Genomic DNA, 26,970 nt, shown 5'->3' with positions numbered 1-26,970 from the left:
TTGGCCAGGAATGGCCAGCGGATTGATGGCTGCGGGGGTCAGGATCCATTAGGTCCCTTTGCCGAATATTCCCAAAAACCGCCTGCTGTTTGCGTGCTAAATCACCAACCGACTTTGGGACAGACACTCCGCCCGGCACGTATTGACATTCCCCTGAAAATCACTACAATAACTTTATACGCGCAGTCGTACGTTTTTTAATGCATATAATGTCAGTACATTCTGACATAACCGCGACAGCCCGCCGCACCACCCAGCCCCATCTTTAAGCTCACCAAAAAGACTCACCATCGTTTAAAAATTGCATACCCAGTCGCATTACCACAGGAGAGCCGATGACCGCTTTAGAAATTGTGGCGCGTGATGGTAAAAAGATGGTTTGGATCCCCGCAGGAGAATTTATCATGGGCAGCGAAGAATTTGGCCCAGAAATGCCCATGCGGAAAGTTCACCTCCCTGGCTATTACATTGACGCCTATCCGGTAACCAACGCCGAATACAAACGCTACATGACGGCCACCTACGCCATCGCCCCCCGCCACTGGGGCGGCATGGAGATCCCCCCCGGGCTGGAAAACCACCCTGTTCACCGCATTTCCTGGTTCGAGGCGGTCATGTACGCTGAGTGGGCCGGCAAACGGCTGCCCACCGAAGCCGAATGGGAAAAAGCCGCCCGCGGCACCGACGGCCGCCGCTGGCCGTGGGGCAATGAGTTCAATGAGGATAACGCGCTGGTGTGGGACCGCGGGGATTACCTCATGACCGCTCCCGTGGACGCCCACCCCGGCGGGGTCAGCCCCTTCGGCGTATATGAAATGGTGGGGAATGTGGAAGAATGGTGCGCGGATTGGTACGACGCCTATCCCGGCTCCCCCTACAAAGGCAAAGCCTTTGGCAAAAAATTTAAAGTGCTGCGCGGCGGCAATTCCTTCTTCACCCAAAACCATGCTCGCTGTGCTTACCGGTGTTTCACCCGCCCGGAAGACTCCGGCGTGGATAATGTCGTCGGCTGCGGTTTCCGGTGCGTCCTGGATTCAGCGGACTTAAAGTAACGGCTCGACCGGCCTGCGCGCCGGATCCCCTCATGTGAGGAGGTGGTTCTTCGCCCATTTTGGCTGTGAATCAGGTTTCGTCCTCTCTTTCGTCGTCCTTCCGCCCTGGGTGCCCCCGGGTGGAAACAGCTCCGCTCTCTTTTTCATGGAGCCCGTAGGAAATCGAATCATTCACCTTTGCTGATCACCGAATTATTTAAGGAGAAAGGCCAAATGAGTACAGCCTCGGCTAAACCAGTTGCAAAAAAGAAGCGCTCTTCCCGCATCCCGCTGACCTACGTGGTCGCCCTGGTGCCGGTTGCGGCCGCCCTCAACATCGTCGGCGGACAAATTAACACCATCCTGAAACTGCCCATCTTCCTGGATATGATCGGTACGGCTGTGGCCGCCATCGTCCTGGGCCCCTGGTGGGGAGCTTTGGTTGGCGCCATCACCAATATCGTGTCTTCCTTCATCAGCGGCCCCATCGGTCTGCCCTTTGCGGTCGTCAACGTGGTTGGTGCGTTGGTTTGGGGCTACGGTGTGCGTTGGGGGCTGGGCAAGAAATACTGGAGCTATTTCCTCCTGAACATCATTGTGGCTTTCCTGTGCTCGGTCACCGCTGTGCCGATTTACGTCTTCATCTTCGGCGGCGCGACCGGTCACTTTGCGGATATGATGACCGCCGCCTTCCTGGCGATGGGACAGAACCTGATCGTCTCGGTCTTTTCATCCAACATTCTGGTATCCCTGGCGGATAAAATCATCGCCGGTTTTGTGGCTCTCGCCATTATCGAAGCGCTGCCCGCTAACCTGACCGCCAATATCCAGCTGCCGGCTGCGGCTGGCGGCTTAAAGAAGGTGCTGTGGATCGCCGGCGGCGTGATCGTTGGCGCAGCCATCACATTGATTGCCCTGGCCGTGGCGAAGTAATCCAAAGGAGAAGAATTCATGGAAAAGCGTCCCGCAACTGTTGGAACCAAAGAAGGCCTGGGGGCTGGAATCATCGGCCTGGGTCTGCTTTTGGGCTTTTTGCCCAGCGCCGCCCAAAAAATCGCTGACCTGGACTTCGTCCAGAGCGAGCCTTTTGGCATCCTCACCGGCGCCGTGTTTGTCATGGCTGTGCTGACTGCTCTGGCTGGCCTGGCCGTCATCCTTGCCAAGTTCGAAGACGCGGAAGAGTAATCCTCCGCCAATCCTGATTGAGCGTCAATGGCGAGAGCGCATCTGCTCTCGCCATTGATTGCCAGCCTCATTGTAAGGAGTCGCTATGAGCGGCGAAAAACCCATTCTTGAGATTAAGGACCTGACCTTTACATATGCCGGAGCCGAAACTCCGGCGCTGAAAAATATCAACCTTCAGATTTTCGAAGGAGAATATGTTGCCTTATTGGGTTTGAACGGGTCCGGTAAGACGACGCTGCAGCTGTGCATCAACGCGGTGATCCCTCACATGATCATGGGCGACATGGAAGGCAGCGTTACCGTTCAAGATTTGGACACCGCCGAATACCCCACCCGCGAGCTGGCCAAGATTGTCGGCGTGGTCTTCGACAATCCCGAATTTCAGCTCAGCCAGATGTCCGTTGCCGAAGAGATCGCCCTGGGGTTGGAAAACCTGGGCGTGGCTGTTGAAGAAATGAACCCCATCATTCATGAAGTTCTCGATATCGTTGGGCTCAGCGGTCTCGGCGACCGCTCCCCCTTCGAGCTGTCGGGCGGGCAGCAGCAGCGGCTCTCCATCGCCGCCGCTCTGGCCATGCGCCCCCAGATTCTGGTTATGGATGAACCCACCTCCAACGTAGATCCCATCGGAAAAGAAGAGGTGTTTGCGGTGGCCGCCAAGCTGAACCGCGAGCGGAAAATGACGGTCATCATGGCGGAACACGAAGTGGAAGTGATGGCGGCCTACGCCAACCGCATTATCGTTATGGATCACGGCGAAGTCATCCTAAACGGCACCCCCACCGAGGTTTTTAGCCAGCTGGATGTCTTGGAAAAAGCCGGGCTGCGCGTTCCCCAGGTGACCGAGATGGCCTACCGCCTGGAGCACGACCGCAGCGCGCATTGGAACAGCGTCTATCCGGTGACCACCGAAGAAGCCTTCCAGCGCATCGCGCCCTTGTTTGGAGGCAAACATGACTAACCCCGTCATCGAATGTCAAAATGTGTGGCATATCTACGGCGGTTCTGTGACCGCTGTGCAGGATGTCAGCCTAAAAATTTACCCAGGCGAGATCATCGGCATTATCGGTCAAAACGGATCGGGTAAAACCACCCTGGTGAAGCACTTTAACGGTTTGCTCAAGCCCACCAAAGGCAAGGTGCTGGTCAACGGGCGCGATACCGGCCCCATGCGCGTGCAGGAACTCTCCGCTTCGGTGGGGTATGTTTTTCAAAACCCCAACCACCAGCTTTTCGCCCGCACGGTGGAGGCCGAACTGGAATTTGGCCCGCGCAATTTGGGTCTGCCAGAAGATGAGGTGATTGACCGGCGCGAAAAGGCCATTGAATTCTTCGGCCTGGAACCCCTGCGCCACAGCCACCCCTACCGCATCGGCTTCCCGCTGCGCAAACTGGTGGGCATGGCATCCGTCTACACCATGCGCCCCGCCGTGTTCATTCTGGATGAACCCACCACCGGGCAGGATAACGTCACCACCCGCATTGTCTACCGCCTGATCCACCGCCTGCGCGACGAAGGTTCCACCGTGCTGTGCGTGGCTCACGATATGATCCTGCTGGCCGAAGTTGTGGAGCGCATGGTGGTCATGCGCGATTCCTTGCTGATCGCCGACGCCCGCCCGCGCGAGGTGTTCTCGGACCGCGCGTTGATGGGCAGCACGCACCTGCTGCCGCCCCAGATCACCGAATTGACCCTACGGCTGAAAGAGCAAGGCAAGCTGCCCCAGGTGAGCTTGAGCGTTTCGGAATCGTTGGATGTGTTTGCTCCGCTTTTCGGGGGCAAATCTGAAGGAGGTCAGGCATGAGAGGCGTCGTCATCCCCATTAGCATGGTGCCCGGGAATTCGGTCATCCACCGCATCTCGCCGCTGCCCAAGCTGCTGCTGGCAGGCTGTGTGTTGGTGCTGTCTTTCTCCACCCGCAACCCGGCCATTTTGGGCGCGCTGATCGTCTTGGGCATGGTGATGGTTTCCGTGGCGAACATCTGGAAGCCTTTCCTGCGCGTCATGGCCATCCTCTTCCCCATTCTGCTGACCCTCATCACCCTGCAAAGCATCGCCCCCGCTTTTCCGCGTCCGTGGACGCCCATCGTTTCGATGGGGCCGTTTACCATTTATCAAGAAGGCATCTACAGCGGCGTCACCATGGTGGAGCGCGCCACCAGCATGACCATCTTTGCCCTGGCCGCCATCATGACCACCCACCCCAGCGATCTGTTCGCCTCGCTGCAAAAAATCGGCATGCCCTACGTGCTGAACTTCATCCTCACCATGACCCTGCAGCTCATCCCCATCCTGCAAAAAGAGTTCACCACCGTGCTCAGCGCGCAGAAATCCCGCGGGCTGAAAGGCACCGGCTTTGCCGCCGTGCTGCCCAGCATGGTTCCGGTGTTTGTGGGGGCCATTGAGCGCGTGCAGCAGCTTTCTATCTCGCTCGAATCGCGCGCCTTTGGCTCATCTGGGGCCAAAACCAGTTACCGGTCGGTCAAGGTCTCCTGGGTGGACTATCTGTTGATGCTCTTGACCACCTTTGGAACCTGCGGCCTGCTGTATTGGATCATCACCGACCCCTCGCTGGACTGGAGCCGCACCCTGATCTTTGCACCGTGGTTGGCGATTACGCTTTTCACCCTGGCCACCATTGGCTTCCTGATCTTTGTGATCATCGCCATCCGTGTGGTGCTGCGCGCGTAGTTCACAAAAAGGAGATAAACATGAATGAAATGCCCGAAGTGATGCACCACATTAACATGCGCAAAGGGGATGTGGGCCGCTATGTGCTGCTGCCCGGGGATCCGGGGCGCTGTGAAAAGATCGCCCAATATTTTGATAACCCCCAGTTTGTGACCCAGAAACGGGAGTATGTCACCTACACCGGCACCCTGCTGGGTGAAAAAGTGGCGGTGGTCTCCACCGGCATCGGCTGCCCCTCCACCGCCATCGCCGTGGAAGAGCTGGTGGCCATCGGTGCCGACACCTTCATCCGCGTGGGCACCTCCGGCGGCATGCAGCCGGAACTGATCCCCGGCGAGCTGGCCATCCTCACCGGCGCCATCCGTGACGAAGGCACCACCCTGCACTACCTGCCGGTGGAATTCCCCGCCGTGGCCGACACCGAGGTCGTCACCGCCCTGCGCGAAGCCGCCATTCAAAACCAATGCGGCTACCATCTGGGCGTGTCCCAATCCAAAGATTCCTTCTACGGCCAGCACCAGCCCGAACGCATGCCCGTGGCCAGCCATTTACTGGAACGCTGGAAGGCCTGGAAGATGGGCGGAGCGGTCTGCTCCGAAATGGAAGCCGCCGCCATTTTCATCCTCGGCAGCATCTACCGCGTGCGCACCGGCGGGGTCATGTTGATCATGGCCAACCAGGAAGCCCCCGGCCCGCGCGTGGTGTACGACGACCTGCACGGCACGATTTCCACCGCGGTAGGCGCGCTGAAGATCTTGATCGAACGCGACCGCAAAGCCGCCCAGGCCGCTTAAGGAGCGATCATGGAAACCCCCGATCAATTGCAGCATCACATCCACATGAAAAAAGGCGACGTGGGGCGCTATGTGCTCTTGCCGGGCGACCCCGGGCGCAGCGAAAAGATCGCCCAGTATTTCGATAACCCGCAGTTTGTGGCCCAGCACCGCGAATACGTCACCTACACCGGCACGCTCCTGGGCGAAAAAGTGTCCGTCACCAGCACCGGCATCGGCTGTCCCTCCACCGCCATCGCCGTGGAAGAGCTGATCGCCATCGGCGCCGACACCTTCATCCGCGTGGGCACCTCCGGCGGGATGCAGCCTGGCATCAAAACAGGCGATGTGGCCGTGGTCACCGGCGCTATCCGCGACGAAGGCACCACCCTGCACTACCTGCCGCCAGAATTCCCCGCCGTGGCCGATGTGGACGTGGTTTTGGCGCTGGAAGAAGGCGCCCGGCGCGCCGGAATTCGCAGCTGGCGCGGCATCAGCCAATCCAAAGATTCGTTCTACGGCGAGGTGGAACCGCAGCGTATGCCGGTGGATAAGCGTCTGGCAGAACGGTGGAAAGCCTGGATCGCCGGTGGGGCGGTCTGCTCCGAGATGGAAGCTGCCGCCATTTTCATCATCAGTTCCATTCACCGCAAACGCGCCTCCGGCGTGATGCTGATGGGCAGCATGGCCGAAGAAGATCAGCCGCACACGCCGGAAGAGTGGAAAGCCATGGAAGCGCTCTTTGATGTAGACCGCGCCATCCGTGTGGCCATTGAAGGCCTAAAAGCCCTCATCGAACAAGACCGCCAGCGCGGCGCTTAGGCGCCGGGCTGTACTCACGGGATGGGGCGGGCAACGCGCCCCATCCCACATTTTTTATCCATTGGAACACAGCATGGCTACCAACGATATTGAGTATCTGGCAAAACATCACCCGGTTTATTTAGAGCGTGTCAACCGCAATTATTGGATCAACTTCATTTTGTTGTCTTGTGATTCGGCCATCTTCACCTTCTCTCTGGCCATGCTCTCGCAAGACACCATTCTGCCCTTTTTTGTTTCACAGCTCACCCAAAGCAAAACCCTGGTGGGGCTGGTGCCGGCCCTTTTCTTTCTGGGTTTTTACCTGCCCCAACTGCTGGGCGCCTACCTGGCCAACGGGCGGGCCACGCGCAAATGGATCATCTTCGGCATTGCGGTGGCCGAGCGCGTGGGCATCTTGTTCATCGCGCTGGTGGCGCAGTTTGCCTTGCAGCTGCCCCCACCGCAAACGCTGATCTTGTTCTTCACCGCCTACACCCTGTTTGCCATCACCAACGGCCTCATCGGCCCGGCCTATGCCGATTACATCAGCAAAGCCATCCCGCGCCGCCGCGGCTTATTTTATGGGGTCATGTATGGGCTGGGCGGGCTGATTGGGTTTGGGTCGTCGTGGGTGGCGCGTTACTTCTTAGACCGCTACGCCTTTCCGGCCAATTTCCAAACCCTCTTTTGGGTGGGTTTTGCCGCCTCCTTCATCTCGCCCTTCATCATCGCCGCCTTCCGCGAAACGCCCCTGCCCGAAACCAGCGCCCCCCAGCCGCTGCGGGCCTTTTTGGCCTCGATCCCGGGACAGGTGCGCCAATATCCCCAGTTCCTGCGCTACCTGGCGGCGCGCGCCCTGGTGGGGCTGGGCCTGATGGGCAACGCCTTCTATGCCTTATACGCCATCCAAAAGTTTGAGCTGAGCAGCGGCAGTCTGGGCATTTTCACCATGATCATCCTCCTGGCCCAAAGCGCCCTGGGCTTCGTGTGGGGCTGGCTGGGAGACCGCTTCGGCTACAAGATGGTGCTGACGGCTGCCGCCGTGTGCCTGGGGTTAGAGGCGGTGCTGGCCCTCACCGCGCCCATCGCCGAGCTGTATTTCATCATCGCCTTCCTGATCGGCGGGGTATACGCCGCCACCAACATCTGCGACCCCAACATCGTGTTCGAAATCGCCCCGCCCCACGAAACCAGCCGCTTTATCGGCATCGCCAATACCCTCATCGCGCCGGTATTGGGCCTGGCCCCGCTTCTGGGTGGGGCCCTGGTGGACCTGGGTTCCTATCCGGCCCTGTTCACGGCGGTGCTGGTCATCTCCGTGCTGGCCTGGGTGGTGATCCGGCGCTGGTTGGTGGAACCGCGGCGCAGCCTGAATTCACGCCCGCCCCAAGCGCCCCTGGGGCGCGGCGGCCTATAAAAAAACAGCCGGTGACGCGAAGGCATCACCGGCTGCGCTTTTAACGGCAGAAGGTTTAATCCGTCCCGCGCGGGGCCAGATAGAGAGCCAGGATATTTTCGATCGGCACATCGTTCTGAATATAATGCGCCGTGGTGCAGATGTAGCCCCCGCCCTGCCCTAAGATCTGACAGCGAGCGCGCACCTCATCCACCACATCCTGGGGGGAACCGTGCGGCATGGTGTGCTGCAAATCAATGGCCCCGTGGAAGGCGATGCGCCCGCCAAATTCCTCTTTGATGCGCGCCATGTCCATCATGGAAGCCCGCGGCTGCAAAGGGTTGAGTACATCAATGCCCATGTCGTCAATCAAAGCGCCGATCAGCGGGTAAATCGCCCCGCACGAATGGTAGATGATCTTTAACCCGTAAGACTTGATCACCGCGTTCAGGCGTTGGTGACGCGGCAGGATGTACTTGCGCCACAGGCGCGGCGACATGAGCAGGCCGTTTTGGATGGCCACGTCGTCGTAGGTGTACACCCAATCAATTTTGCCCTGGGCGGCGCGCATCAGCGCGTGCACATTGGCGATCATCACATCCGTGTAGCAGTCCATAATGGCGCAGGGCACTTCCGGCTTCTCCAACAGGTCCACCAGGAAGCGGTCCAGCCCGTACAAGGCCCAGGACGATTCAAAAATCCCGCCCACATCATAGCGAATGGGGTAACGCACCTCGCGGTTGAGGGCGTCAATCTTGGCGGGCAGGCTGTCCCAGCGCCAACCTTCCGTCTTGGGCCAGCGCGGCCAGCTTTCCACCTCAGCGGCCGACTGGGCCTCGGCCAGCGGGAAACTGGCGTACTCTTCGTACGTACTGAATTCGTTGCTCACCTTGCGGCGGTGGCTGCCCCAGCGATCCAAGAAAGTTCCGTCGGGCAGCTCCTGGCGCGCTGGGCCGATGAGATCCGGCGACACAATCCGGCAGTCCACCCCCAACAGCCGCAGCAGTTCTTCTTCGTCTCGCGCCTGTAAATACGCCATCAAGCGCGCCTGGGTCTCCGGCACAGCCCAGTAATCAAACGGCACCCGGTCTGGGGTTTGGCGTTGAATCGCCCGCAGCACACGCTCATAAGGCGACATCGCATCTGCGCTGGGGCGTCCGTACAGATGTTCCAACCGTTGACGCGCTTCCTGGGGGGTCTGGGGGGTCTCAAATGGTGTCATCAGACAGCCTTCCTGTAACAATAGAGATAAAATAATTATACTCGCCTGCGCCTCCCTTTTGCTGTGCGCTGTGCGGTTTCGCGATACAATCGGGTTAGTCCTCACCCTAAAGGCCAGCCTTGTGACCGACCTGCCCCTGTCCGACATCCTGCAAAAGACCGCCCTGTTTTCAGGGCTGGAACCTGCCGCCCTGCAGGCCGTGCAGTTGGCCGCGCACACCTGCCAAAGCGCGGCGGGCAGCTATTTCTTCCTGCAGGGCGACCCCGCCGAGCGCGTTTTTTTGCTGACCCGCGGACGGGTCAAGCTGACCCAGATGAACCCGGACGGCAGCCAGGTGCTGCTGCGTGCGGTGGGGCCCGGCACCCTGTTTGGCGCAGTGGCCCTGGCACAGGGTGAGCTTTACCCCGTCAGTGCCGAATCCGCAGAAGACAGCGGCGGGGTGTATTGGGGCGCGGCTTCTTTACAGGAACTCGTGCTGCGCCACCCGCAGATGGCCCTCAACGCCATGAGCTTGATGGCCGAACGGGTTCAGGAATTTCAGCAGCGTTTTCGCGAGCTGGCTACCGAGCGCGTGGAGCGCCGCCTGGCGCGGGCGCTGCTGCGTTTGGCCAGCCAGACCGGCCGCAAGGTAGCCGAAGGTGTGCTGATTGACCTACCCCTCACCCGCCAGGATTTGGCCGAGATGACCGGCACCACCCTGTTCACCGTCAGCCGCATCCTGAACCAGTGGGAAACCCGCGGGCTGGTAACGCTGGGCCGCGAGCGGGTCATCGTGCGTTTTCCCCACGGCCTGGTGGCCGTCGCCGAAGATCTGCTGCCGCCGCAGACCAGCCAACCGTAGCCCGTTTGCGCCAGCGCAAGGAGCCTCACCTGCTTTACTGGTAGGATAAAAAAAGAAGGGTATTTCCCATGAAATCGAGCAGACTTTCCCCCCAAATGAGCGTTGCGGATGTGTTGGAGCGTTGGCCGGAGCTGATTCCAACCTTCCTGGAACACCGCATGGCCTGTGTGGGGTGCAGTATGGCTGCCTTTGAAACCCTGCAGGACGCCGCCCGCATCTACGGCATTCACCCGGTGCGCTTTTTAGAAGAATTGGAAGCCCACCTGCCGCCGGAAGAACCCAGCGGGGGCTAATTTTCCTCGCGCCGCTTGGATCCAGCGCGCTGGTCCCTACCCGATTCCAACCCCATTCCCACCCTCTTCTAACCCCATGCTCACGCCTGGCGGCAGTTTTGCCTCGCCTATGGGGCTGTAAACTGGCCTTCTGCCAGCTGCGAACCGCTTCTGGGTGAGTTATTCGGGAAAAATCGCATTTTTTAACGCGAATTCGGAAAAAAACTGATAAATATCATGGTTGTAATGTGATCTAAGTGACCTATAATGAGAAAAGATTAACCTTTTACCCCCCCTTTTTTTAAATGGGCTTTTATCGGTTGTGTAGGAACGCACACGAGCCAGTTTGCCCCTGATAGCATTTTTCGACCTCACGCCGGTTATCGGTATTGGTGAGGATTATTCATCATTAAGAGGAGGTGGCCAATAACCAAATTTTGGGGTGACCGGCACCCAACCGGAATTTGTACCTTACCAGGTGGTTCTTAATCATCGCATCATCGCAACATTCGTTCGAAACCAACCATTCATTTCTGTTCATGGCTGGAAAAATCATCAATCACAGTAACTGGAGGTTTTGAAGGATGAATATTATCTTCATCGTACTGGGTATGTCGGCGATTTTCTATGTCGCGTACCGCATCTACGGCACCTTCCTGGCTAAAAAAGTCTTTGCCCTCAACAACGAGCTCAAGACCCCGGCGGTTGAGATGGAAGACGGTCTGGATTATGTGCCCACCGAGCCCAAGTTCCTCTTAGGGCAGCACTTCTCCGCCATCGCCGCCGCTGGCCCCATCACCGGCCCCATCATCGCCGGTATCGCCTACGGTTGGGTCCCGGCTCTGCTGTGGATCCTGGTCGGCTCCATCTTCATCGGCGGCGTGCACGACATGGGTGCGCTGGTGGCCTCCGTCCGCAACAAAGGACGCTCCATCACCGAAACCGTGCGCATGAACGTGTCCAAAAGCGCCTGGATCCTGTTCAACCTGTTCGTTTTTGTCACCCTGATCGCCATCGTGGTGGCCTTCACGGATGTGACCACCTCGTCCTTCGTGAACACGATTGACCTGGGCAACGGCGAACTGGTGGGCGGCGGTGCCATCGCCACCTCCTCGCTGCTCTACCTGGCCCTGCCCATTGTGATGGGTCTGCTGCTGCGCTACACCAAGCTCAGCCTGACCTGGGCCACCATTATCTTCCTGCCGCTGGTGGGTGTGGCCATTTGGGTTGGCAAGTACATCCCCTTCAATTTGCAGCAGATCCTGGGTATGGCCACTCCGCTGGAAGCGCAGAAGGTGTGGAACGTATTCATCATGGTTTACTGCGTGATCGCGGCCGTCATCCCGGTGTGGGCGCTGCTGCAACCCCGCGGTCACCTGGGCGGTTACTTCATGTACGCTGCAGTCATCGTGGCAGCCATCGGTGTGCTCTTCGGCGGCTTCAAAGTCACCTACCCGGCCTTCACCAAGCCCATGGGTGATGCTTTCTGGTTCCCAATGTTCCCCATGCTGTTCATCACCGTGGCCTGCGGCGCCTGTTCCGGCTTTCATTCGCTGGTTGGCTCCGGCACCACCTCCAAGCAGCTCAAGCGTGAAACCGATGCCAAAGTCATCGGCTACGGCGCCATGTTGTTGGAAGGCATTGTGGCGGTCATCGCCCTGTCCACCGTGATGATCCTGGCCAAAGACAGCGAACTGCTCACCAAGTCCCCCAACTTCGTGTACGCTTCGGGTATCGGCGCCTTCATGCAGTTGATCGGCGTCAGCCCCGCGCTGGGCATCTCCTTCGGCTTGATGGCCTTCACCACCTTCGTGTACGACACCCTGGATATCTGCACCCGCCTGGGCCGCTACATCATCCAGGAACTCACCGGCTGGAAGGGTTGGTTTGGCCGCATTATGTCCACCGTCATCACCGGCGGTCTGCCCATGTTCCTGATCCTCATTACCATCAAGGACGCCAAGGGCAATCCCGTTCCGGCATGGAAAGTCTTCTGGTCCACTTTTGGCGCTTCCAACCAGCTGTTGGCGGCCCTGGCCCTGGTGGGCATCACCATCTGGCTGCTCAACACGGCCAAGAACAAGAAAGCCTGGTTGTTCACCTTCATCCCCGCGGTGTTCATGTTCATCATGAGCTCCTGGGCGCTGATTCGCATGTTCATCACCGCCACGGTGGTGGACGGCGTGTTCGCCTTCCCGGCGGGCGCCAACATCATCGTTCCCATCGCCTGCCTGATCTACCTGGCCCTGGCGGTTTGGATGGTGATCGAAACCTCGCGCGCCGTGGCTTCCCGCAAGGGCGGCCGCATGGTGGCCCCTCCCGCGGCTGCGGACTAACCACTGAAACGCTGCAAGGAAATACCATCGGGGCTGTCCGTACGGACAGCCCCGTTTTGTTATCCTACAGCGTTTGAACCTTTGTCTTATAGATGATCGGGCGTTTCCAGCACGCGGATCACCCGGCAGGGGTTGCCCGCCGCAAACACGCCCTCCGGGATGTCGCGCGTCACCACGCTGCCCGCGCCGATGACGCTGCGTGAGCCGATGGTGACGCCGGGACAGATCACCGCTGCGCCGCCCACCCACACATCCTCGCCGATGGTGATGGGCTGGCCCGCTTCCAGCCCGCTGCGGCGCTCCTCGGCGCTGAGGGGATGGGTGGCGGTGTAGATCTGCACGGCGGGGCCAAACATGCTGCGCGCGCCGACGGTCACACGGGCCACATCCAGAACCACGCAGTTGAAATTGAAATAGACATCCTCCCCCAGAGAAATGTTGCCGCCGTAATCGCAGTAAAAGGGCGGCTCCAGCCACACCCGTTCCCCTAGCGACCCAATCAGCTCCGATAAAAGGCGGCGGCGTTCGTCCTGGGCTTCTTCACGGCTGGCGTTGTAGGCCCGCAGCAGATCGCGGGCGCGGCGGCGCTCCATCACCAACTGCGCATCCGCGGAATTATACAGCTCCCCACTCAGCATTTTTTCTTTTTCCGTTCGCATAAACCCTCCCAATCCGTTTGGTTCTGTACCCTTGATTGTACAGAACTTTTTCAATCTGCACAGGGCTTCACCCATTCTTGCGGTTTCACAAGTCGCCCGTCAGCCCGCAGACAGCGTGGTATAATAGCGGCCGGTTGTGATCCTGAAATGAACGAACACTTGCGCAAAACGCGCTTTATTGAATGGCTGCTGCTGTTGGGCATGGTCGTGGGGGCTCTTTGGGGGGCGCGCCTGGGGCTGTCGGCTTTGCTGTTCCCCAATTTCCGCGCCCTGCTGCTGCTCTTATGCGGGGTGTTTCCGCTGGCGGCGGTGGCATTGGGATGGGGGGCGCGGCTGCGCCATTTTAACCTGATGGAAACCCTCGGCGCCAGCACCCTGGCCTTTGGCTTGCTGATTGTCCTATGGCTGGACGCCGCCAGCCTGATCTACCTGCCGGTGTATTTTCTGCTCAGCGCCCTGGGCTACGAAGGCGCCCTCAGCAGCGTTCAGGCCCGCTCCAAACGCGCTCACGCCTGACCTTCTCTCCCCATTCTTTCGATATTTTATTCCGTTCAGCAGCCTGTATAGGCCTGCGTCCTCTTGCCCACTTCACCCACCTCGAAACCTTGTTATACTGAATGCAGAAGCACGGCACGCTTTGAAGCGGAGGTGAACTGTGGATACCCGACCCACCATCATGGTCATCGGCGCCACCCGCGGCACCGGCATGGATGTGGCCTGGCTGCTGCCCCGCTACGGCTATGAGCTGCTGATTCTGAGCCGCGACGGTCAAAAAGCGCGGGAACTGTTCACCAAGCGCGCCCAAATCCGCGTGGGGGATATCACCCAGCGCGATACCATTCAAAACGCCTTTTGCGACGTGGAACACGTCATCATGACCGTGGGCGTGCCCCAATGGATCTGCCGCGAGGAGCAAATCCGCGAGGTGGAATACCAGGGCACCTGCAACACCATCGAGGCTGCCCTCAAGGCGCAGCTTCCCGGCAGGTTGGTGTATATGAGCTGGATCGGCCTGGGGCAGCCCTCACTGTGGTGCTGGCTGCAGGACCGCCTGAAACCCCACCAGACCCAATGGCGCAGCCGTGCGGAAGAGGCCCTGCGCAGCAGCGGGCTGAACTACACCATCGTGCGCGCCGGATTGCTCAGCAACGCCCCCGTGGGGATGCACCCCGTGCGCATTGATCAACGCCAACTGCCCCTGGATCTGCGCTACCGCAGCGGGCGCATGGACACCGCCCTGGCCATCATCCACAGCCTGACGCGCCCCACCGCTCACCGCGCCACCTTCAACGTCTATTGGGGCCCTGGCGAACAGGTGGATAAGGCCTGGAAAGACCAGTTTGATCGGCTGCAGCCGGACCCACCCGCCGCGCCAACGAGCTGACCCAGACCCGAAGGATCCAATTTCACACGATCAGCAGGCTGGGGGCGTATAATGGGGGCTTGCGTTCTTCGTTTAATCGGTATGGGTCAGGTTGGTTTCCATGAAAAAAGGCGTACTTTCCGCCGTTATTGCCTACGCCCTGTGGGGCATTTTTCCCGTGTATTTCAAAGCGCTCAACGCCGTCCCTGCGCTGCAAATTCTGGCACACCGCGTGGTGTGGTCTTTTGTGCTACTGGCGGCTGTGCTGCTGGTGCGGCGCGAAGTGAATGGGTTTCGCAAAGCCGCCCTCCACCCGCGCATGATTGCGCAGTACGCCCTTGCGGCGGTGCTGCTGGCCGTCAATTGGGGCATGTACGTTTGGGGGGTGAACGCGGGTTATGTGGTGCAGACCAGCCTGGGATACTTCATCAACCCCCTGGTCAGCGTGCTGCTGGGTGTATTTTTCTTAAAAGAGCGCCTGCGCCCCTTGCAGTGGTTGGCGGTGGGGATGGCCGCCCTGGGGGTGCTGTATCTGACCATCAGCGCGGGCGAACTGCCCTGGATCGCCCTGGTGCTGGCCTTTTCTTTCGGCCTCTACGGTTTGGTCAAGAAAACCTCACCGCTGGCGCCGCTGTACGGCCTGTCTCTGGAGACCGTGATCCTGTTCCTGCCGGGTCTGGCAGCGTTGATCGCCGCGGGGGCCTCTGGAACCGGGGCGTTTGGTAATCTCAGCCGCGCCCAGGATGGGCTGATGATCCTCAGCGGCGTTGTCACCGTCATCCCCCTGCTGCTGTTTGCCACCGCCACGCGCAGCGTGCCGCTATCTACCATCGGCCTGCTGCAATACATCGCCCCCACCACCCAGCTGCTGTTGGGCGTGTTCCTGTATCACGAACCGTTTTCGCAGTCGCGCCTGATCGGCTTCAGCATCATCTGGGCCGGGCTGCTGCTGCTTTCCGGCGAAACCCTGCGCGGCTGGCTGCGCACCACTTCGGCACCGGCCAACAGTTAATCGCCAGCCCCGCCGGAGAGGGCAGGGCTGGGTGAGATTTATTTTTCAAAGGGCGGCAAGCCGCTTTTGCCGCGGCAGTACACCGCAATGGTATCGCGGAAGAATTCCGGCAGGTCCGGGTGCACGCGCTCATAGTTGACGCGAAAGGCCGGATCCTCCGCGTAGGCCTGCCCCAGCGCACGCGCCACCTCATAGGTGCAGGGGTAAAAATAGCCGATGTGCTTGTGCCAGGCCAAGATCACCGCCTGCACCTCCGGGCTGGCCGGGTCGTGATCCATCAGGGCGGCCAGGGCCAGGGTGTTCTCTTGGGATTCTTCCAAAATGCGTTTTTTCTGCTCTGGGGTGTAGCTCTCCCAGCGCCTCTGCGAAAGGTCCACCATCTCAGCTCCATAGCGGCGGCGGGCTTCATCCGCGTATTCTTTTTGTTGTTCCTCACTAAAACCATCGTACAGCGACTTTTCGTCCATGGGGACGCCTCCTTGTAGATGCTGGATCGTCTGATCCAGGGTGTGCAGCAAACGGTTCAGCCGGTCTACCCGCTGCAGCAGGTTGTGCCGGTGCAGGTGAAGCGCGCGCAAAACATCAAAATCAGGCATTTCCAAAACCGTCTGAATCTCTTCCAAACTGAAACCCAGCTCGCGGAAAAACAGAATCTGCTGAAGCCGCAGCAGGGCGGCCTCGCCGTACAGGCGGTAGCCGTTCTGCGGGTTCCGGGTGGGGGTCAACAGACCGATCTGGTCATAAAAACGCAGCGTGCGCGGGCTGACCCCCGCCAGTTTTGAGAGCTGTTGGACGGTGTACATGCTGATTTTTCACCTCGCCCCCATGATAAACCATGACGTAACGTTAATGTCAAGGGGGGAAAGCAGAAAGGGGGGCTAAAAGGGGAGGGCGCGTTCGGGGATGCGCATGAGCGAATAACACACGGGCTGAAAGAAGCGCGGCCAAAAAGCGGCGGCCTCAGGGTTAAAGGATTCAAAATCCACGGCACAGCGGCGAAACCCGCGCGCTCGGTGATCTTCCAGCGCGGCGCGCAGCAAAGCGGCCGCCAGCCCCCGCCCGCGGTGCTCGGCGCGCACGAAGGCGCCGGTGACGGCGATGGTATCCGGTGCGCTGACGATCTCGGCAGCCCCCTGACTGCTGCTCTCCAGGCGCAAATAGCCCACCGGCTCCTCGCCCGCCAGGGCCAGCCAGGCGCTGTTCTCCGGTTGAGTCAAAAAATGCCGAAAGGCCGCGGCGTCATCCGGCGTGTGGGGGGTCATAAAAATGGGGGGCTCAATGTAATGCCGCCAGTGTTCGGCCTCGATCCGCGCCAGCCGCCGGGCATCTTCCAGCCCGGCCTTGCGCAGGGTCAACCCCGCGGGCGCAGCGGCCTCCAACGGCTCCAGGCCGCGCAGGGCGTCCACCACCACCATGCCAAAGCCGTTCCAAAACCAGGCCTCGCGCCCGGCGGCGTCGTTGGCCAGCAGACTGAGGGCGTGCACCTCACAGCCGGAGCGCGTCCACAGTTCGGCCGCGGCGCGGTAGAGGGCGCGAAAGACCGCCTCGGGCTGTTCCGCCGCCGTCACCGCCCATTCCGGGCAGTAGGCTCCGCGGCGCGGGGTGTCGCGAAAATTCTCCAGCAGGTACCAACCCAATACCCCCACCAGGCGCTGCCCTTCCAGCGCCGCCAGGGCGCACCCTGCCGCGCTGCGCTCTGCCAGACGCGCCTGCGCCCAGGCCGGGTCCTCGGCGCTAGGGGGCAGTTCGGGCAGCGCCGCGCGCAGGGCCGAAAAGCGCTCGGCAAACAGACGCGCCGCCGCGGGGAGGTATTCAGAGGAGAGGGGCAGAATATGCATGGGTCACCTGAGGAACAGCAGACCGGATGAATCTGATTCTAGCACAGCTTCACCGCCGCGCTTGACAGCCTTTGGGGGTTGGTTATAATCCAATTCAGAGTAAAGCAGTCCATTATTGGTGACTGGGCTAGCAGAAAGCGGCCCTATGGTACGCGAAAGGTGAATCCAAAGTGAATCCGATAAAAACCTTCCTGTGGTTTTGTGTGCTCAGCCTGGGGCTGGCCGCCTGCCAGCCGACCCAGGCCGCCGCGCCCCCCACCCCAACGGCGGCGGCGACCGCCCCCCTGCCCAGCCTGACCCCTACTCCCTTCCCCAGCCCCACGCCGCTGCCCACTGCCAGCCCGACCCCCACGCTGACCCCCACGCCCACGCCCACGCCGCACCCGCTGACCATTCAGGCCATGCGCCAGCGCGGCTACCCCGGCAGCGACATCACCATTGAGGAAGTCCTGGCCCCGGGGGCCAATTACCAGCGGCTGCTGACCTCCTACCGCTCCGAAGGGCTGAAGATTTACGCCCTGCTGACCCTGCCCAACGGCGAACGCCCCCCAGAAGGCTGGCCGGCCATCGTCTTTAACCACGGCTATATCCCGCCGCGCGAGTACCGCACCACCGAACGGTATGTGGCCTATGTGGATGCGCTGGCCCGCGCCGGGTACGTCGTCTTTCGGCCCGATTACCGCGGCCACGGCTTTTCGGAAGGCACCGCCAGCGGAGCCTACGGCAGCCCGGATTACACCGTGGATGTGATCAACGCCCTCACCTCCCTGCAGCGCCTGCCCGAGGTGGACGCACAGCGCGTGGGCATGTGGGGACATTCGATGGGCGGGCACATCACCCTGCGCGCCATGGTCACCCGCGGCGACATCCGCGCAGGGGTGATTTGGGCCGGGGTGGTGGCCTCCTACCCCGATCTGCTCAACCGCTGGCGCTCCACCCCGCCGCCTTCCGTCAGCAGCGGGGCGCGGCGCTGGCGCGACCGCCTGGCGGATGAATACGGCAGTGTGGAGCAAAACCCGGATTTTTGGGATTCGATTTCGCCCATCCACTACGTGGCGGATCTTTCCGGCCCCATTCAGCTGCATCACGGAACCGCAGACGCGGACGTGCCCGTGCATTTCTCCGAAAGTCTGTACCGCGCCGCTCAGGCCGCCGGTCAGCCGGTGGAGATGTATCTCTACGAGGGCGACAACCACAATATCTCCATCAATTTCTCCACGGCCATGGGGCGCACGGTGGCCTTTTTTGACCGCCACCTCAAATAGGCACGCTTACGCTTGATGTACAAAGATTGTACATTATGTATACACCCGCTCCCTTTACTGTTATACTGACTGTATACGACAGCAAAGGGAGCGAATCATGAATCGAGATATTGCACGGCAGTTTTCGGTGATCTTCACCACCCTCTTCGCCCTGGTCCTCAACGGGGCCGCCAACGCCCTGCCCCTTAACGGGCGCAACACCGGCGAAATTTCGGACAGCTTCAACGTGCTCTTTGTCCCCGCCGGATACGTATTTTCCATCTGGGGGCTGATCTACATCGCCCTGCTGGCCTACACCGTGTACCAGGCTCTGCCCGCCCAGCGCCAAAACCCGCGCCTGCGCGCCACCGGCTGGTGGGTGTCCCTCACCAGCATCGCCAACGGGGTATGGATCGTGTTCTGGCATTACGGCCTGTACACCCTCTCGCTGGTCACCATGCTGGTGCTGCTGGCCGCTCTGCTGGTGATTTACCTGCGGCTGAAGATCGGCAAAACCCGTTTCTCCACCCTGGAAAAATTCACCGTGTCGGCGCCCTTCAGCATTTACCTGGGCTGGATCACCGTGGCCACCCTGGCCAACGCCACCGCCCTGTTCTCGTACCTGGGTTGGAACGGCTGGGGCATCAGTGATGTGGCCTGGACGCTGATTTTGCTGGCGGTGGGGGTGGGGGTGGCGGCGGTGATGGCTTTCACCCGCTCGGACATTGGCTATCTGCTGGTGCTGGTATGGGCTTTCGCGGGCATCTCGGTACGCTGGGCAGCCCTGCCGCCCCTCAACCTGGCCGGGTACGCGGCCGCGGGGTTGGTGTTGGCGCTGCTGGCCGCCAGCCGGGTGCGCCGCCCGGCCCGCGCCTGACCGTTTGACTTTTGTCTTCAACAAGACCGCCGTGCAGTCTCGCACGGCGGTCGTTTTGTTTTTCTTGCGCTGTGGCTGGCGGGCAGCCGGTTCATTCGCTGCGGGCGATCATCTCAATTTCAATTTGTGCGTTGAGCGGCAGCGAGGCCACGCCGATGGTGGTGCGGGCGGGGTAGGGGGCCTGGAACTGCTGGGCGTAGACCTCGTTCATGGCCGTAAAATTGCCCATGTCGGTCAGGAAGACGTTGACCTTGATGACGTGCTCCAAATCCAAACCCGCGGCCTGCAGCACCCCGCGCAGATTGGCAAAGCATTGGGCGGTCTGCGCCTGAATGCCGCCCTCGGCCAGTTTGCCGGTGGCAGGATCAATGGGCGTCTGTCCAGAAAGGTACACCAGGTCGCCGGAGCGAACCGCGTGCGAATAGGGGCCAACTTTGGACGCTGTCGGGCTGGTAATTTCAATACGGGGCATGACGGTTTTCCTCCAAAATGCGGTCAGATCGGCTGTGCGGCGGCCGGTTTCGTTCAGCCGCCTTCTGGCTTGCGGTTGGCGGCGATCCGCCGCCGCTCGATGGCGGTGGGGATGGCCATTTCCAACTGTTCAAACGTCACCGGCTTAAACACATACCCATCCGCCCCCAAACGGATGGCCAGTTCCACCATATTTTCCGCCGTTTCCCCCGTCAACATCAGCACCGGCAGGTTCTTCCAGGCGTCTCGCCCGCGGATAAACCCCAGCAGTTCCATCCCCGACACCCCGGGCATGTTGATGTCCAGGAAGAGCAGATCGGGGATTTCGCCAGCCAACAACGCCTCCACGGCGGAAGGCGCGGCGTTGAACGTGCGGCAGGTGTATCCGAGCAGTCGAAACATGGCCTCAAGGGCTTCACGAACCTGGGCGTTGTCGTCTACTAACCAGACGTTTTTCATGAGCACCTCATTCTAATTGAGTTTTCAGGGCCAGGGCAATTTCGGGGGTGATGCCAGGCAGGGCGGTTAACTCTTCTTCTGTAGCCTCCAGGATGCGTTCAATGGAACCAAAACGTTTTAACAGCAGTTGACGGCGGCCGGGGCCGATGCCGGGAATTTTATCCAGGCGAGAGGCCAGACCTTCGCGCGTGCGGCGGCTGCGGTGGGCGGTGATGGCAAAGCGGTGGGCCTCATCGCGCACCCGCTGGATGAGATACAGCCCCTGCGAATTGCGCGGCAGCAGCAGCGATTGGCTTTGCCCCGGCAGGAACAGCTCTTCCTGCTGTTTGGCCAGCCCCACCACCGGCACACGCCCCAGCAGGTTGAAGCGCTCCAAAACGGCCACCGCCCGGCTGAGCTGACCCTTGCCGCCGTCCACCATCAGCAGATCCGGCAGCATGGCAAAAGACAGGTCGGGTTTTTCGCCCACACCCTCCGCTTCTTGGGCTGCCTGCCAGCGGCGAAAACGGCGGGTGAGCACCTCTTCCATGCTGGCGAAATCATCCGGCCCGCTGACCGACTGGATATTGAAGCGCCGGTAGTGCTTTTTGGCGGGCGTGCCCTGTTCAAACACCACCATGCTGCCCACTGCGTAGGTGCCCTGGGTGTTGGAAATGTCGTAACACTCAATGCGGTTGGGCGGGCCAGAGAGCTGGAGGGCGGCCTGCAGCTCGGCCAGGGCTTCGCTCTGACGGTTGGTGTCGGCGTCCCATTGGGCGCGCAGGGCGCGCAGGGTTTCCACGGCGTTCTCGGTGGCCATCTGCACCAGCTCCTGGGGCTGGCCCTCGCGCGGCACGCTGACTTCCACCTTTTCACCGCTGCGCCGCGAACGCAGCCATTCCTGAATGATGCGGGCTTCTTCAATTTCGTTGGGCAGCAGCAGCTGCGCGGGCACATTGGCGGCCTGGGCGTAAAACTGCTTGATAAATTCGGCCACCACTTCGCTGTCGGCCTCGTCCTCGGTGCCTTCCAGGATGAAGTACTCACGCCCAATCAGCTTGCCGCTGCGGATGAAGAAGATCTGCACGCAGGCCTCGCCGTTGTTGCGCGCCATGGCGATCACATCCGAATCGACTTGATCGTTGGACAGCACCTTCTGGCGCTCCACGATGCGGTCAATGGCCTGCAGCTGGTCGCGGCGCACGGCGGCCTGCTCAAAGCGCAGTTCCTCCGCCGCCAAATCCATCTCGCACCGCAGCCGCTGGGCGATCTCGTCCGATTTGCCTTCCAAAAACGCGCCTAAATCGGCCATCATCTGGCGGTAGCCCTGCTGGTCCACCGCGCCAATGCAGGGGGCGCTGCACAGTTTGATATCGTAATACAGGCAGGCGCGCGGATCTTTGCCGGTGATCACCCGGTCGCAGGTCAGGTAAGGGAAAATGCGCCGCAGCACGTCCAACGTCTGGTGCACCGCCCAGGCGCTGGTGTAGGGGCCGTAATAGCGCGAGCCGTCCTGCACCATCTGGCGCGTGACGGTCACCTTGGGGTAGGGGTCGCCCCAGTGAATTTTGATGTAGGGGTAGCGTTTATCGTCTTTCAGGCGGATGTTGTAACGCGGGCGGTGCTTCTTGATGAGGTTCATCTCCAGGATGAGAGCCTCAAGCTCCGACCCGACCACAATCCACTCAATATCCACAATATTGCGCACCAGTTGGCGGGTTTTGGCGTCCTGCTCGGCGCTGGCGTGGAAATAGGAGCGCACGCGGTTGCGCAGGTTAATGGCCTTGCCCACGTAAATAATCTGCCCGCCGCTGTTCTTCATGATGTAACAGCCCGGCTTGGTGGGCAGGGTATCCAAAATGCCTTGCAGGTGCTCAGAAAGATCGGTCATCAAATTCGGCGTTCCAATGCGTTTAATTTTACCGCATCCGTCTGGATTCGATTGATTTCACGCGGCGGGCAGGTTCCTTACAATTGCAGTACAAACCCGTAGGGCAGCTTAATAAACAGCGCCCCTGCTGGTTCGATCAGGGGCGCTGCGGTGAGCGAGTTTTTGCCTCAGGCTTCGATGATTTCCACCGAAAGCAGGGTCACGCCGGGGGCCTTGGCGCGCTGGGGATCGCGCTCCGGAATGGAGAAGAGCACGTCCGAGCCTTCGGTGAGCTGGCCGAAGATGGCGTGTTTGTTATCCAGCCAGGGAGTGGGCACATGGGTGATGAAGAACTGCGAGCCGTTGGTGCCGGGGCCGGCGTTGGCCATGGAAAGTACGCCGGGCTTGTCGTGGCGCAGGCTGGAATGGAATTCATCCGCAAAGCGGTAGCCGGGGCCGCCCATGCCCGTGCCGGTGGGGTCGCCGCCCTGCACCATGAAATCACGGATCACACGGTGGAAGGTGGTGTTGTCATAAAATCCCTGGCGGGCCAGAAATACAAAGTTGTTCACCGTGCGCGGGGCCTTATCGGCAAACAGGGTGAAGGTCATGTCGCCTTTTTCGGTTTTGATAATCGCTTTGTAGCTCTTTTTGGGATCAATCTCCATCTCAGGAGCCTTGGTCCACTGCTGCGGGGTTTTTGCCATCGTTAATCCTTTCCTTTCCCTTTCAGCGGCGGGTGCGCCGCTGGTTTTGAAATTTTCCAAATCACACGCCCCATCAGGCTGCCGATGGGGACAGGGCCGAAGGTGCGGCTGTCCACGCTGTGCGGGTGCTGCCCGCGCACCTCCACCGTTCCGGCAGCGGGGTCCAGCGACCACACCCGTTTGAGCAGCGTGCCGTAGGCGGGCTGGTGCAGGGCCACCACCTGCCCCACGCGGGGGCCCCACCCGGGCCAGCGCGCAATCAGCACATAATCGCCGTCCTGAAAATCCGGCTCCAGGCTGAAACCGGAGACTTTGAGGATTTTCAGCATCACAGAACCGGCAGAACCATCTCCTCAGACGGTTTGTAGGGAGCCTTGACGCGCTTGGTGGCGATGCCTTTGGTTTCCCAATAGATCTCGGCAAAGCGGTTGACCGCCGCCAAAAGCTCCAGCGCCTGGGCGCGGTTCACGCTCTGGCGCGCTTTGGAACCTAGCTGGAAGATTTTGTGCACCAGACCGGCCAGTTCGGGGTATTTATCCAGATGTTCCTGCTTGATGTAGTCGCCGTAGATCACGCGCACTTCTTTCTTGAGCAGTTCAGCATGCTCCTCTTTGACGGCAATGTAGCGCGCCATGCTGTTGTGGAACACCATCGCTTCCACTTCCGGCCCTTTGCTCAGCTCTTCCATCAGGTCCACCATGCGAATCACGGTCAGCGCCGCGACCTGCGCCAGATGCGGATCGTAGATTCCGCACGGGATGTCGCAGTGCGCGCGGGCTTCTTCAAAATGGACCACACGATCAAACGCCTTTACCACTTGATGCAGCATCATGTCCTCCTTTGGGAATGACCTACCATTGGAACTCAGATTAGCACAGCGACTGCCCCAGGTCCTGGAGCAAATCTTCCACATTTTCCACGCCCACCGACAGGCGCACCAGGCCGTCAGTGATGCCCATCTCCTGGCGGGCGGCTTTGGGAACCCCGGCGTGGGTCATGCTGGCGGGGTGCTCAATCAGCGTGTCCACATTGCCCAGCGAAACCGCCAGGGTGCAGACTTTCACGCGGTTCATCATGCAAATGCCGGCATCCAACCCGCCGCGCAGCTCAAAAGACAGCATGCCGCTGAAATCCAGCATCTGGCGCTTGGCCAGTTCGTGATCGGGGTGGCTTTCGAGGCCGGGGTAGAACACGCGATCCACGGCGGGGTGATCTTCCAGGAAGCGGGCCACCTGCATGGCGTTTTCACAGTGGCGCTGCATGCGCAGTTCAAAGGTCTTCAGGCCCACGGTGGTCAGCCAGGCGTCAAAGGGGCTGGCCGTGCCGCCGAAAACATCGGTGATCTTGCGCAGCGGGCCGCGCGCCCAATCCGCGTGACGGCTGACCACAGCGCCGCCCACCACCAGACCGTGACCGCCGATGTATTTGGTGGTGGAATGCATCACCACATCCGCGCCCAGAGTCAGCGGGCGCTGGCAGTAAGGAGAAGCGAAGGTGTTATCCACAAATACCCAGGCGTCCTGCTGGTGGGCCATTTTGCTGATGGCCTCAATGTCCACCAGGCTCATGGTGGGGTTGGCGGGGGATTCCAGGTACACCAGGCGCGCCTCAGGGTGCGAGCGCAGGGCCTCGGCCCATTTGTTTAAGTCGCCGTCTTCCATCCACACCACCTGAATGCCGTAGGTGGGGGCGACATCCTGAAAGAATTTGTAGGTGGCGCTGTAAAGCGTCTTTTGAGCGATGACGGTGTCGCCGCCTTTCACCCGCCCCAAAATGGCCGAGGTGATGGCCGCCATGCCGGTGGCATACACGATCCCGTCCACCAAAGATTCCAGCTCCTGGTCGGGGTGGGCGCGCATCAGATCATAACCTTCCAACGCGGCAATCTTCAAGGCCAGTTGGCGCTGGTTGGGGTTGTTCAAGCGGGTGTAGAGATAACCGCTGCCCTCGCCGGCAAACGCCGCGGCGGCGTCTTTGACCTCAGGGAAGCTGAAGGTGGAGGTCTGGAAAATGGGGGTGACGTGCGCGTGTAAGGGGTTCTTACCTTCGCCGACGTGGTTCACCAGGGTGCTGATCCCCTGGTTGGAATGGATGGGGGACATGAATACTCCTTTAAGGGGTGTGGGTTACCTCTATTATATCGCGTCCTGGCAAGCGCGGTGCTGCGCCAGGGCAGGGCAGGCGCCGCCGGGCAAACTCTTATACAACTCTTATGCAAATAATTTGACTTTGAATGTATTCCATCGTAATATTACCTTAATAATCTAATTAACCGCCGCCATTTGGTGGGTTTGCAAATGCCCTTGAGGGAAAGGATCGTGTGAGATGACCAAATTGTTTGAACTGCCCGCCCTGCCTTACGCCTTTGACGCGCTGGAGCCGGTGATTGACGCCCGCACTATGGAAATTCACCACGGCAAGCACCACGCCGCTTACGTGACCAACCTCAACAAAGCCCTGGAAAGCGCCCCGGAACAGTATGAGCGCCCCATCGAGGATATTCTGCGCGGAATCAACAGCCTGCCCGAAGGCATCCGCACCGCCGTGCGCAATAACGGCGGCGGGCATGCCAATCACAGCCTGTTTTGGGAACTGATGACCCCCGGCGGCAGCAAAGCCCCCAGCGGCGCGCTGGCCGCGGATTTAAGCGCCGTGTTTGGTTCGGTGGAAGCCTTCATGGAAAAATTCGCCGCCGCTGCGGCCACCCGCTTTGGCTCCGGCTGGGCCTGGCTGGTGGTGGACGGCAGCAAGCAGCTGCAAGTGTATTCCACCGCCAACCAGGACAGCCCCTATATGGACGGGCACACCCCCATTCTGGGCCTGGACGTGTGGGAGCACGCTTACTATTTGAATTACCAGAACCGCCGCCCGGATTACATCAAGAATTTCTGGAACGTGGTGAACTGGGATGTGGTGGCCGCGCATTACGCCCGCGCCAAATAAGCATCCCTTTCAGGATTGAGGATTCGAGCTGATCCAAATTCAGCCATCCCTACCGCCCTGCTGACCCCATCTGACGGCTGCAGGGCGGTATTTATTTCATTGTGCGCCCCAGAATCAGGGAATCGGCCAATCCTGGGCGTACCATTGCAGATATTCCCCCAAATGCGCCTGCCAGTAGGCCTCTTCATGCGCACCCTCGTTGACCGTCCAGGTGTGCGCCACATTCAGCTGGGTGAGCAGCTCATGAAACTGTTTGGCCCCCCGCAGGTAGCGGTCCAAATCGCCGCTGTCCAGCCAGATGCGCGGCGGCAGCTGGGGGCTGCGCGCAGCCAGCAGGGCGCGCAGCTTGCTGGGGCTGAAGGGGCTGTTGGGCAGGCTGTGGCCGCCCACCGCGCCAAAGGTCGGCTCGCCCTCCAACGCCAGGCGCAGCGCCCACAGCGCCCCGCGGGAAAGCCCGCCCACCGCGCGGCATTCGGGTTGGGCGCAGAGGGGGTAGCGCGCCTGCACGGCGGGCAGCAGCTCCTGGCGCACGGCTTCCCCAAAGCGCGCTTCAGACATATCCTGAAGGTAATAAGCCTCGGTGGGCAGGATGATTACAAAAGGAGGAGCCTTGCCCCCGGCAATCAGCTCATCCGCCCGCGCCTGCACTCCCATGCGCACCCACACCTGGGCATCCATCGACTGACCGTGCAGCAGCATCAGCCAGGGGTAGGGCTGGGCAGGGGTCTCTGTGTAGCAGGGCGGCAGGTACACCCAATATTCCAGCGGCTTGCCGATGCGCTCGCTGGGCAGGCTGGCCTGTTCCAAGCGGCCGCCCGTGCTCAGGCTGCAAGCGGGGGTGGGGAGGGGTTCGGCCCCCAACAGGCATTGTTTTCCAGGCTGCTGAAGAAGTTATCCAGAGCTTCCATGCGTTCATCGCGTTGGTTTTCCAGGGCCTCGCGGGTGCGCTCCAACACGCTTTGCGCCGCGCGGGTCTGGTGTTCCTCTTCGGCCTCC

30 protein-coding genes are annotated in these 26,970 nt (G+C 60.5%); 18 read left to right on the top strand and 12 right to left on the bottom strand.

All coding sequences use genetic code 11. The features are described from left to right. The first annotated feature begins 335 nt into the window (after positions 1–335). The 9 genes from ADN01_RS02790 (at position 336) to ADN01_RS02750 (ending at position 7,902) form a co-directional block, all read left to right on the top strand. Positions 336–1,052: a formylglycine-generating enzyme family protein gene (locus tag ADN01_RS02790; RefSeq protein ID WP_062416699.1), complete on the top strand. Its 717-nt coding sequence runs from the start codon at positions 336–338 to the stop codon at positions 1,050–1,052. Positions 1,053–1,265: 213 nt separating this feature from the next. Then, positions 1,266–1,964: an ECF transporter S component gene (locus tag ADN01_RS19130; protein ID WP_160318368.1), complete on the top strand. Its 699-nt coding sequence runs from the start codon at positions 1,266–1,268 to the stop codon at positions 1,962–1,964. A gap of 18 nt (positions 1,965–1,982) precedes the next feature. After that, on the top strand, positions 1,983–2,216 hold the full coding sequence (locus ADN01_RS02780) for a hypothetical protein (RefSeq protein ID WP_062416701.1): 234 nt from the start codon (positions 1,983–1,985) through the stop codon (positions 2,214–2,216). Positions 2,217–2,301: 85 nt separating this feature from the next. Next, positions 2,302–3,177, top strand: a complete 876-nt coding sequence (locus ADN01_RS02775) for an energy-coupling factor ABC transporter ATP-binding protein (RefSeq protein WP_062416702.1) — start codon at positions 2,302–2,304, stop codon at positions 3,175–3,177. Further along, on the top strand, positions 3,170–4,021 hold the full coding sequence (locus tag ADN01_RS02770) for an energy-coupling factor ABC transporter ATP-binding protein (protein ID WP_062416703.1): 852 nt from the start codon (positions 3,170–3,172) through the stop codon (positions 4,019–4,021). The genes ADN01_RS02775 and ADN01_RS02770 overlap by 8 nt, the downstream gene beginning before the upstream one ends. After that, the gene (locus tag ADN01_RS02765; RefSeq protein ID WP_082142558.1) at positions 4,018–4,908 is read left to right on the top strand and encodes an energy-coupling factor transporter transmembrane component T family protein; all 891 of its coding nucleotides are present in this window, start codon (positions 4,018–4,020) and stop codon (positions 4,906–4,908) included. Before ADN01_RS02770 ends, ADN01_RS02765 begins: the two co-directional genes overlap by 4 nt. 20 nt (positions 4,909–4,928) lie before the next feature. Then, positions 4,929–5,702, top strand: a complete 774-nt coding sequence (udp, locus tag ADN01_RS02760) for a uridine phosphorylase (RefSeq protein WP_062416705.1) — start codon at positions 4,929–4,931, stop codon at positions 5,700–5,702. 9 nt (positions 5,703–5,711) lie between these two features. Further along, on the top strand, positions 5,712–6,503 hold the full coding sequence (gene udp / locus ADN01_RS02755) for a uridine phosphorylase (protein ID WP_062416706.1): 792 nt from the start codon (positions 5,712–5,714) through the stop codon (positions 6,501–6,503). Between the two features lie 73 nt (positions 6,504–6,576). Beyond that, the gene (locus ADN01_RS02750; RefSeq protein WP_062416707.1) at positions 6,577–7,902 is read left to right on the top strand and encodes an MFS transporter; all 1,326 of its coding nucleotides are present in this window, start codon (positions 6,577–6,579) and stop codon (positions 7,900–7,902) included. Between the two features lie 55 nt (positions 7,903–7,957). On the opposite strand, the gene ADN01_RS02745 is transcribed toward ADN01_RS02750, so the two are convergent. Next, positions 7,958–9,103 carry a uroporphyrinogen decarboxylase family protein gene (locus tag ADN01_RS02745; protein WP_062416708.1) on the bottom strand — a complete coding sequence of 382 codons (1,146 nt, stop codon included), beginning with the start codon at positions 9,101–9,103 and terminating at the stop codon, positions 7,958–7,960. A 121-nt stretch (positions 9,104–9,224) separates the two neighbouring features. Between ADN01_RS02745 and ADN01_RS02740 the strand changes: the two genes are divergently transcribed. The 3 genes from ADN01_RS02740 to ADN01_RS02730 all read left to right on the top strand — a co-directional run bounded on the left by ADN01_RS02740 (position 9,225) and on the right by ADN01_RS02730 (position 12,552). Further along, complete coding sequence (locus ADN01_RS02740; RefSeq protein ID WP_062416709.1) at positions 9,225–9,944, top strand: Crp/Fnr family transcriptional regulator; 720 nt, start codon at positions 9,225–9,227, stop codon at positions 9,942–9,944. 68 nt (positions 9,945–10,012) lie between these two features. Continuing rightward, entirely contained in the window at positions 10,013–10,237 is a 225-nt protein-coding gene (locus tag ADN01_RS02735) for a DUF1858 domain-containing protein (RefSeq protein ID WP_075070913.1), read from the top strand. A 563-nt stretch (positions 10,238–10,800) separates the two neighbouring features. Then, complete coding sequence (locus ADN01_RS02730; RefSeq protein ID WP_062416711.1) at positions 10,801–12,552, top strand: carbon starvation CstA family protein; 1,752 nt, start codon at positions 10,801–10,803, stop codon at positions 12,550–12,552. Between the two features lie 86 nt (positions 12,553–12,638). Here the strand turns inward: ADN01_RS02730 and ADN01_RS02725 are convergent, their stop codons facing one another. After that, a complete protein-coding gene (locus tag ADN01_RS02725; protein WP_062416712.1) occupies positions 12,639–13,211 on the bottom strand; it encodes a sugar O-acetyltransferase in 573 nt (190 codons plus the stop codon). 147 nt (positions 13,212–13,358) lie between these two features. On the opposite strand from ADN01_RS02725, the gene ADN01_RS02720 reads away from it, so the two are divergent. From ADN01_RS02720 to rarD, 3 genes are all read left to right on the top strand, one after another. Next, positions 13,359–13,727, top strand: coding sequence for a hypothetical protein (locus tag ADN01_RS02720; RefSeq protein ID WP_062416713.1), 369 nt, complete (start codon positions 13,359–13,361; stop codon positions 13,725–13,727). A gap of 139 nt (positions 13,728–13,866) precedes the next feature. Continuing rightward, positions 13,867–14,595, top strand: a complete 729-nt coding sequence (locus ADN01_RS02715) for an NAD(P)H-binding protein (RefSeq protein ID WP_062416714.1) — start codon at positions 13,867–13,869, stop codon at positions 14,593–14,595. Positions 14,596–14,695: 100 nt separating this feature from the next. Then, on the top strand, positions 14,696–15,586 hold the full coding sequence (rarD, locus tag ADN01_RS02710; protein ID WP_062416715.1) for an EamA family transporter RarD: 891 nt from the start codon (positions 14,696–14,698) through the stop codon (positions 15,584–15,586). 38 nt (positions 15,587–15,624) lie between these two features. On the opposite strand, the gene ADN01_RS02705 is transcribed toward rarD, so the two are convergent. After that, complete coding sequence (locus ADN01_RS02705) at positions 15,625–16,389, bottom strand: MerR family transcriptional regulator (RefSeq protein ID WP_062416716.1); 765 nt, start codon at positions 16,387–16,389, stop codon at positions 15,625–15,627. Positions 16,390–16,464: 75 nt separating this feature from the next. Then, positions 16,465–17,424 carry a GNAT family N-acetyltransferase gene (locus ADN01_RS02700; protein WP_062416717.1) on the bottom strand — a complete coding sequence of 320 codons (960 nt, stop codon included), beginning with the start codon at positions 17,422–17,424 and terminating at the stop codon, positions 16,465–16,467. A 170-nt stretch (positions 17,425–17,594) separates the two neighbouring features. On the opposite strand from ADN01_RS02700, the gene ADN01_RS02695 reads away from it, so the two are divergent. Both ADN01_RS02695 and ADN01_RS02690 read left to right on the top strand, forming a co-directional pair. Further along, the gene (locus tag ADN01_RS02695) at positions 17,595–18,689 is read left to right on the top strand and encodes an alpha/beta hydrolase family protein (protein ID WP_201778618.1); all 1,095 of its coding nucleotides are present in this window, start codon (positions 17,595–17,597) and stop codon (positions 18,687–18,689) included. Between the two features lie 97 nt (positions 18,690–18,786). Then, positions 18,787–19,545, top strand: a complete 759-nt coding sequence (locus tag ADN01_RS02690; protein WP_075070912.1) for a tryptophan-rich sensory protein — start codon at positions 18,787–18,789, stop codon at positions 19,543–19,545. A gap of 91 nt (positions 19,546–19,636) precedes the next feature. Here the strand turns inward: ADN01_RS02690 and ADN01_RS02685 are convergent, their stop codons facing one another. The 7 genes from ADN01_RS02685 to ADN01_RS02655 form a co-directional block, all read right to left on the bottom strand. Beyond that, the gene (locus tag ADN01_RS02685) at positions 19,637–20,017 is read right to left on the bottom strand and encodes a RidA family protein (protein ID WP_062416720.1); all 381 of its coding nucleotides are present in this window, start codon (positions 20,015–20,017) and stop codon (positions 19,637–19,639) included. 53 nt (positions 20,018–20,070) lie between these two features. Then, entirely contained in the window at positions 20,071–20,475 is a 405-nt protein-coding gene (locus tag ADN01_RS02680) for a response regulator (RefSeq protein WP_062416721.1), read from the bottom strand. 7 nt (positions 20,476–20,482) lie between these two features. Next, positions 20,483–22,345, bottom strand: a complete 1,863-nt coding sequence (gene uvrC, locus ADN01_RS02675; RefSeq protein WP_062416722.1) for an excinuclease ABC subunit UvrC — start codon at positions 22,343–22,345, stop codon at positions 20,483–20,485. A 167-nt stretch (positions 22,346–22,512) separates the two neighbouring features. Next, positions 22,513–22,992 (bottom strand): peptidylprolyl isomerase, encoded by a 480-nt coding sequence (locus ADN01_RS02670; protein ID WP_201778619.1) that lies wholly within the window; start codon positions 22,990–22,992, stop codon positions 22,513–22,515. Between the two features lie 41 nt (positions 22,993–23,033). After that, positions 23,034–23,363 (bottom strand): S24/S26 family peptidase, encoded by a 330-nt coding sequence (locus ADN01_RS02665; RefSeq protein ID WP_147238944.1) that lies wholly within the window; start codon positions 23,361–23,363, stop codon positions 23,034–23,036. Beyond that, positions 23,360–23,863 (bottom strand): superoxide dismutase, Ni, encoded by a 504-nt coding sequence (gene sodN / locus ADN01_RS02660; protein ID WP_236690958.1) that lies wholly within the window; start codon positions 23,861–23,863, stop codon positions 23,360–23,362. Before sodN ends, ADN01_RS02665 begins: the two co-directional genes overlap by 4 nt. 37 nt (positions 23,864–23,900) lie before the next feature. Further along, the gene (locus ADN01_RS02655; RefSeq protein ID WP_062416726.1) at positions 23,901–25,133 is read right to left on the bottom strand and encodes a trans-sulfuration enzyme family protein; all 1,233 of its coding nucleotides are present in this window, start codon (positions 25,131–25,133) and stop codon (positions 23,901–23,903) included. Positions 25,134–25,356: 223 nt separating this feature from the next. Here ADN01_RS02655 and ADN01_RS02650 point away from each other — a divergent pair, with 223 nt between their 5' ends. After that, entirely contained in the window at positions 25,357–25,974 is a 618-nt protein-coding gene (locus ADN01_RS02650) for a superoxide dismutase (protein WP_062416727.1), read from the top strand. A gap of 114 nt (positions 25,975–26,088) precedes the next feature. Here ADN01_RS02650 and ADN01_RS02645 read toward each other — a convergent pair whose 3' ends face one another. Next, a complete protein-coding gene (locus ADN01_RS02645) occupies positions 26,089–26,835 on the bottom strand; it encodes an alpha/beta hydrolase (protein WP_075070911.1) in 747 nt (248 codons plus the stop codon). Positions 26,836–26,970 lie beyond the last annotated feature (135 nt).

The sequence above is a fragment of the Levilinea saccharolytica genome (assembly GCF_001306035.1).
GTDB classification, from domain to species: domain Bacteria; phylum Chloroflexota; class Anaerolineae; order Anaerolineales; family Anaerolineaceae; genus Levilinea; species Levilinea saccharolytica.
Note: the sequence above shows the minus strand (reverse complement) of the source record. Positions and strands in the feature narration are given on the sequence as shown.

Bases quoted from the DNA above. Each gene is read 5' to 3' on its own strand.
- ADN01_RS02790 (WP_062416699.1), top strand. From the start codon at position 336: ATGACCGCTTTAGAAATTGTGGCGCGTGATGGTAAAAAGATGGTTTGG.
- ADN01_RS19130 (WP_160318368.1), top strand. From the start codon at position 1,266: ATGAGTACAGCCTCGGCTAAACCAGTTGCAAAAAAGAAGCGCTCTTCC.
- ADN01_RS02780 (WP_062416701.1), top strand. From the start codon at position 1,983: ATGGAAAAGCGTCCCGCAACTGTTGGAACCAAAGAAGGCCTGGGGGCT.
- ADN01_RS02775 (WP_062416702.1), top strand. From the start codon at position 2,302: ATGAGCGGCGAAAAACCCATTCTTGAGATTAAGGACCTGACCTTTACA.
- ADN01_RS02770 (WP_062416703.1), top strand. From the start codon at position 3,170: ATGACTAACCCCGTCATCGAATGTCAAAATGTGTGGCATATCTACGGC.
- ADN01_RS02765 (WP_082142558.1), top strand. From the start codon at position 4,018: ATGAGAGGCGTCGTCATCCCCATTAGCATGGTGCCCGGGAATTCGGTC.
- udp (WP_062416705.1), top strand. From the start codon at position 4,929: ATGAATGAAATGCCCGAAGTGATGCACCACATTAACATGCGCAAAGGG.
- udp (WP_062416706.1), top strand. From the start codon at position 5,712: ATGGAAACCCCCGATCAATTGCAGCATCACATCCACATGAAAAAAGGC.
- ADN01_RS02750 (WP_062416707.1), top strand. From the start codon at position 6,577: ATGGCTACCAACGATATTGAGTATCTGGCAAAACATCACCCGGTTTAT.
- ADN01_RS02745 (WP_062416708.1), bottom strand. From the start codon at position 9,103: ATGACACCATTTGAGACCCCCCAGACCCCCCAGGAAGCGCGTCAACGG.
- ADN01_RS02735 (WP_075070913.1), top strand. From the start codon at position 10,013: ATGAAATCGAGCAGACTTTCCCCCCAAATGAGCGTTGCGGATGTGTTG.
- ADN01_RS02730 (WP_062416711.1), top strand. From the start codon at position 10,801: ATGAATATTATCTTCATCGTACTGGGTATGTCGGCGATTTTCTATGTC.
- ADN01_RS02725 (WP_062416712.1), bottom strand. From the start codon at position 13,211: ATGCGAACGGAAAAAGAAAAAATGCTGAGTGGGGAGCTGTATAATTCC.
- ADN01_RS02720 (WP_062416713.1), top strand. From the start codon at position 13,359: ATGAACGAACACTTGCGCAAAACGCGCTTTATTGAATGGCTGCTGCTG.
- rarD (WP_062416715.1), top strand. From the start codon at position 14,696: ATGAAAAAAGGCGTACTTTCCGCCGTTATTGCCTACGCCCTGTGGGGC.
- ADN01_RS02705 (WP_062416716.1), bottom strand. From the start codon at position 16,389: ATGTACACCGTCCAACAGCTCTCAAAACTGGCGGGGGTCAGCCCGCGC.
- ADN01_RS02700 (WP_062416717.1), bottom strand. From the start codon at position 17,424: ATGCATATTCTGCCCCTCTCCTCTGAATACCTCCCCGCGGCGGCGCGT.
- ADN01_RS02690 (WP_075070912.1), top strand. From the start codon at position 18,787: ATGAATCGAGATATTGCACGGCAGTTTTCGGTGATCTTCACCACCCTC.
- ADN01_RS02685 (WP_062416720.1), bottom strand. From the start codon at position 20,017: ATGCCCCGTATTGAAATTACCAGCCCGACAGCGTCCAAAGTTGGCCCC.
- ADN01_RS02680 (WP_062416721.1), bottom strand. From the start codon at position 20,475: ATGAAAAACGTCTGGTTAGTAGACGACAACGCCCAGGTTCGTGAAGCC.
- uvrC (WP_062416722.1), bottom strand. From the start codon at position 22,345: ATGACCGATCTTTCTGAGCACCTGCAAGGCATTTTGGATACCCTGCCC.
- ADN01_RS02670 (WP_201778619.1), bottom strand. From the start codon at position 22,992: ATGGAGATTGATCCCAAAAAGAGCTACAAAGCGATTATCAAAACCGAA.
- sodN (WP_236690958.1), bottom strand. From the start codon at position 23,863: ATGATGCTGCATCAAGTGGTAAAGGCGTTTGATCGTGTGGTCCATTTT.
- ADN01_RS02655 (WP_062416726.1), bottom strand. From the start codon at position 25,133: ATGTCCCCCATCCATTCCAACCAGGGGATCAGCACCCTGGTGAACCAC.
- ADN01_RS02650 (WP_062416727.1), top strand. From the start codon at position 25,357: ATGACCAAATTGTTTGAACTGCCCGCCCTGCCTTACGCCTTTGACGCG.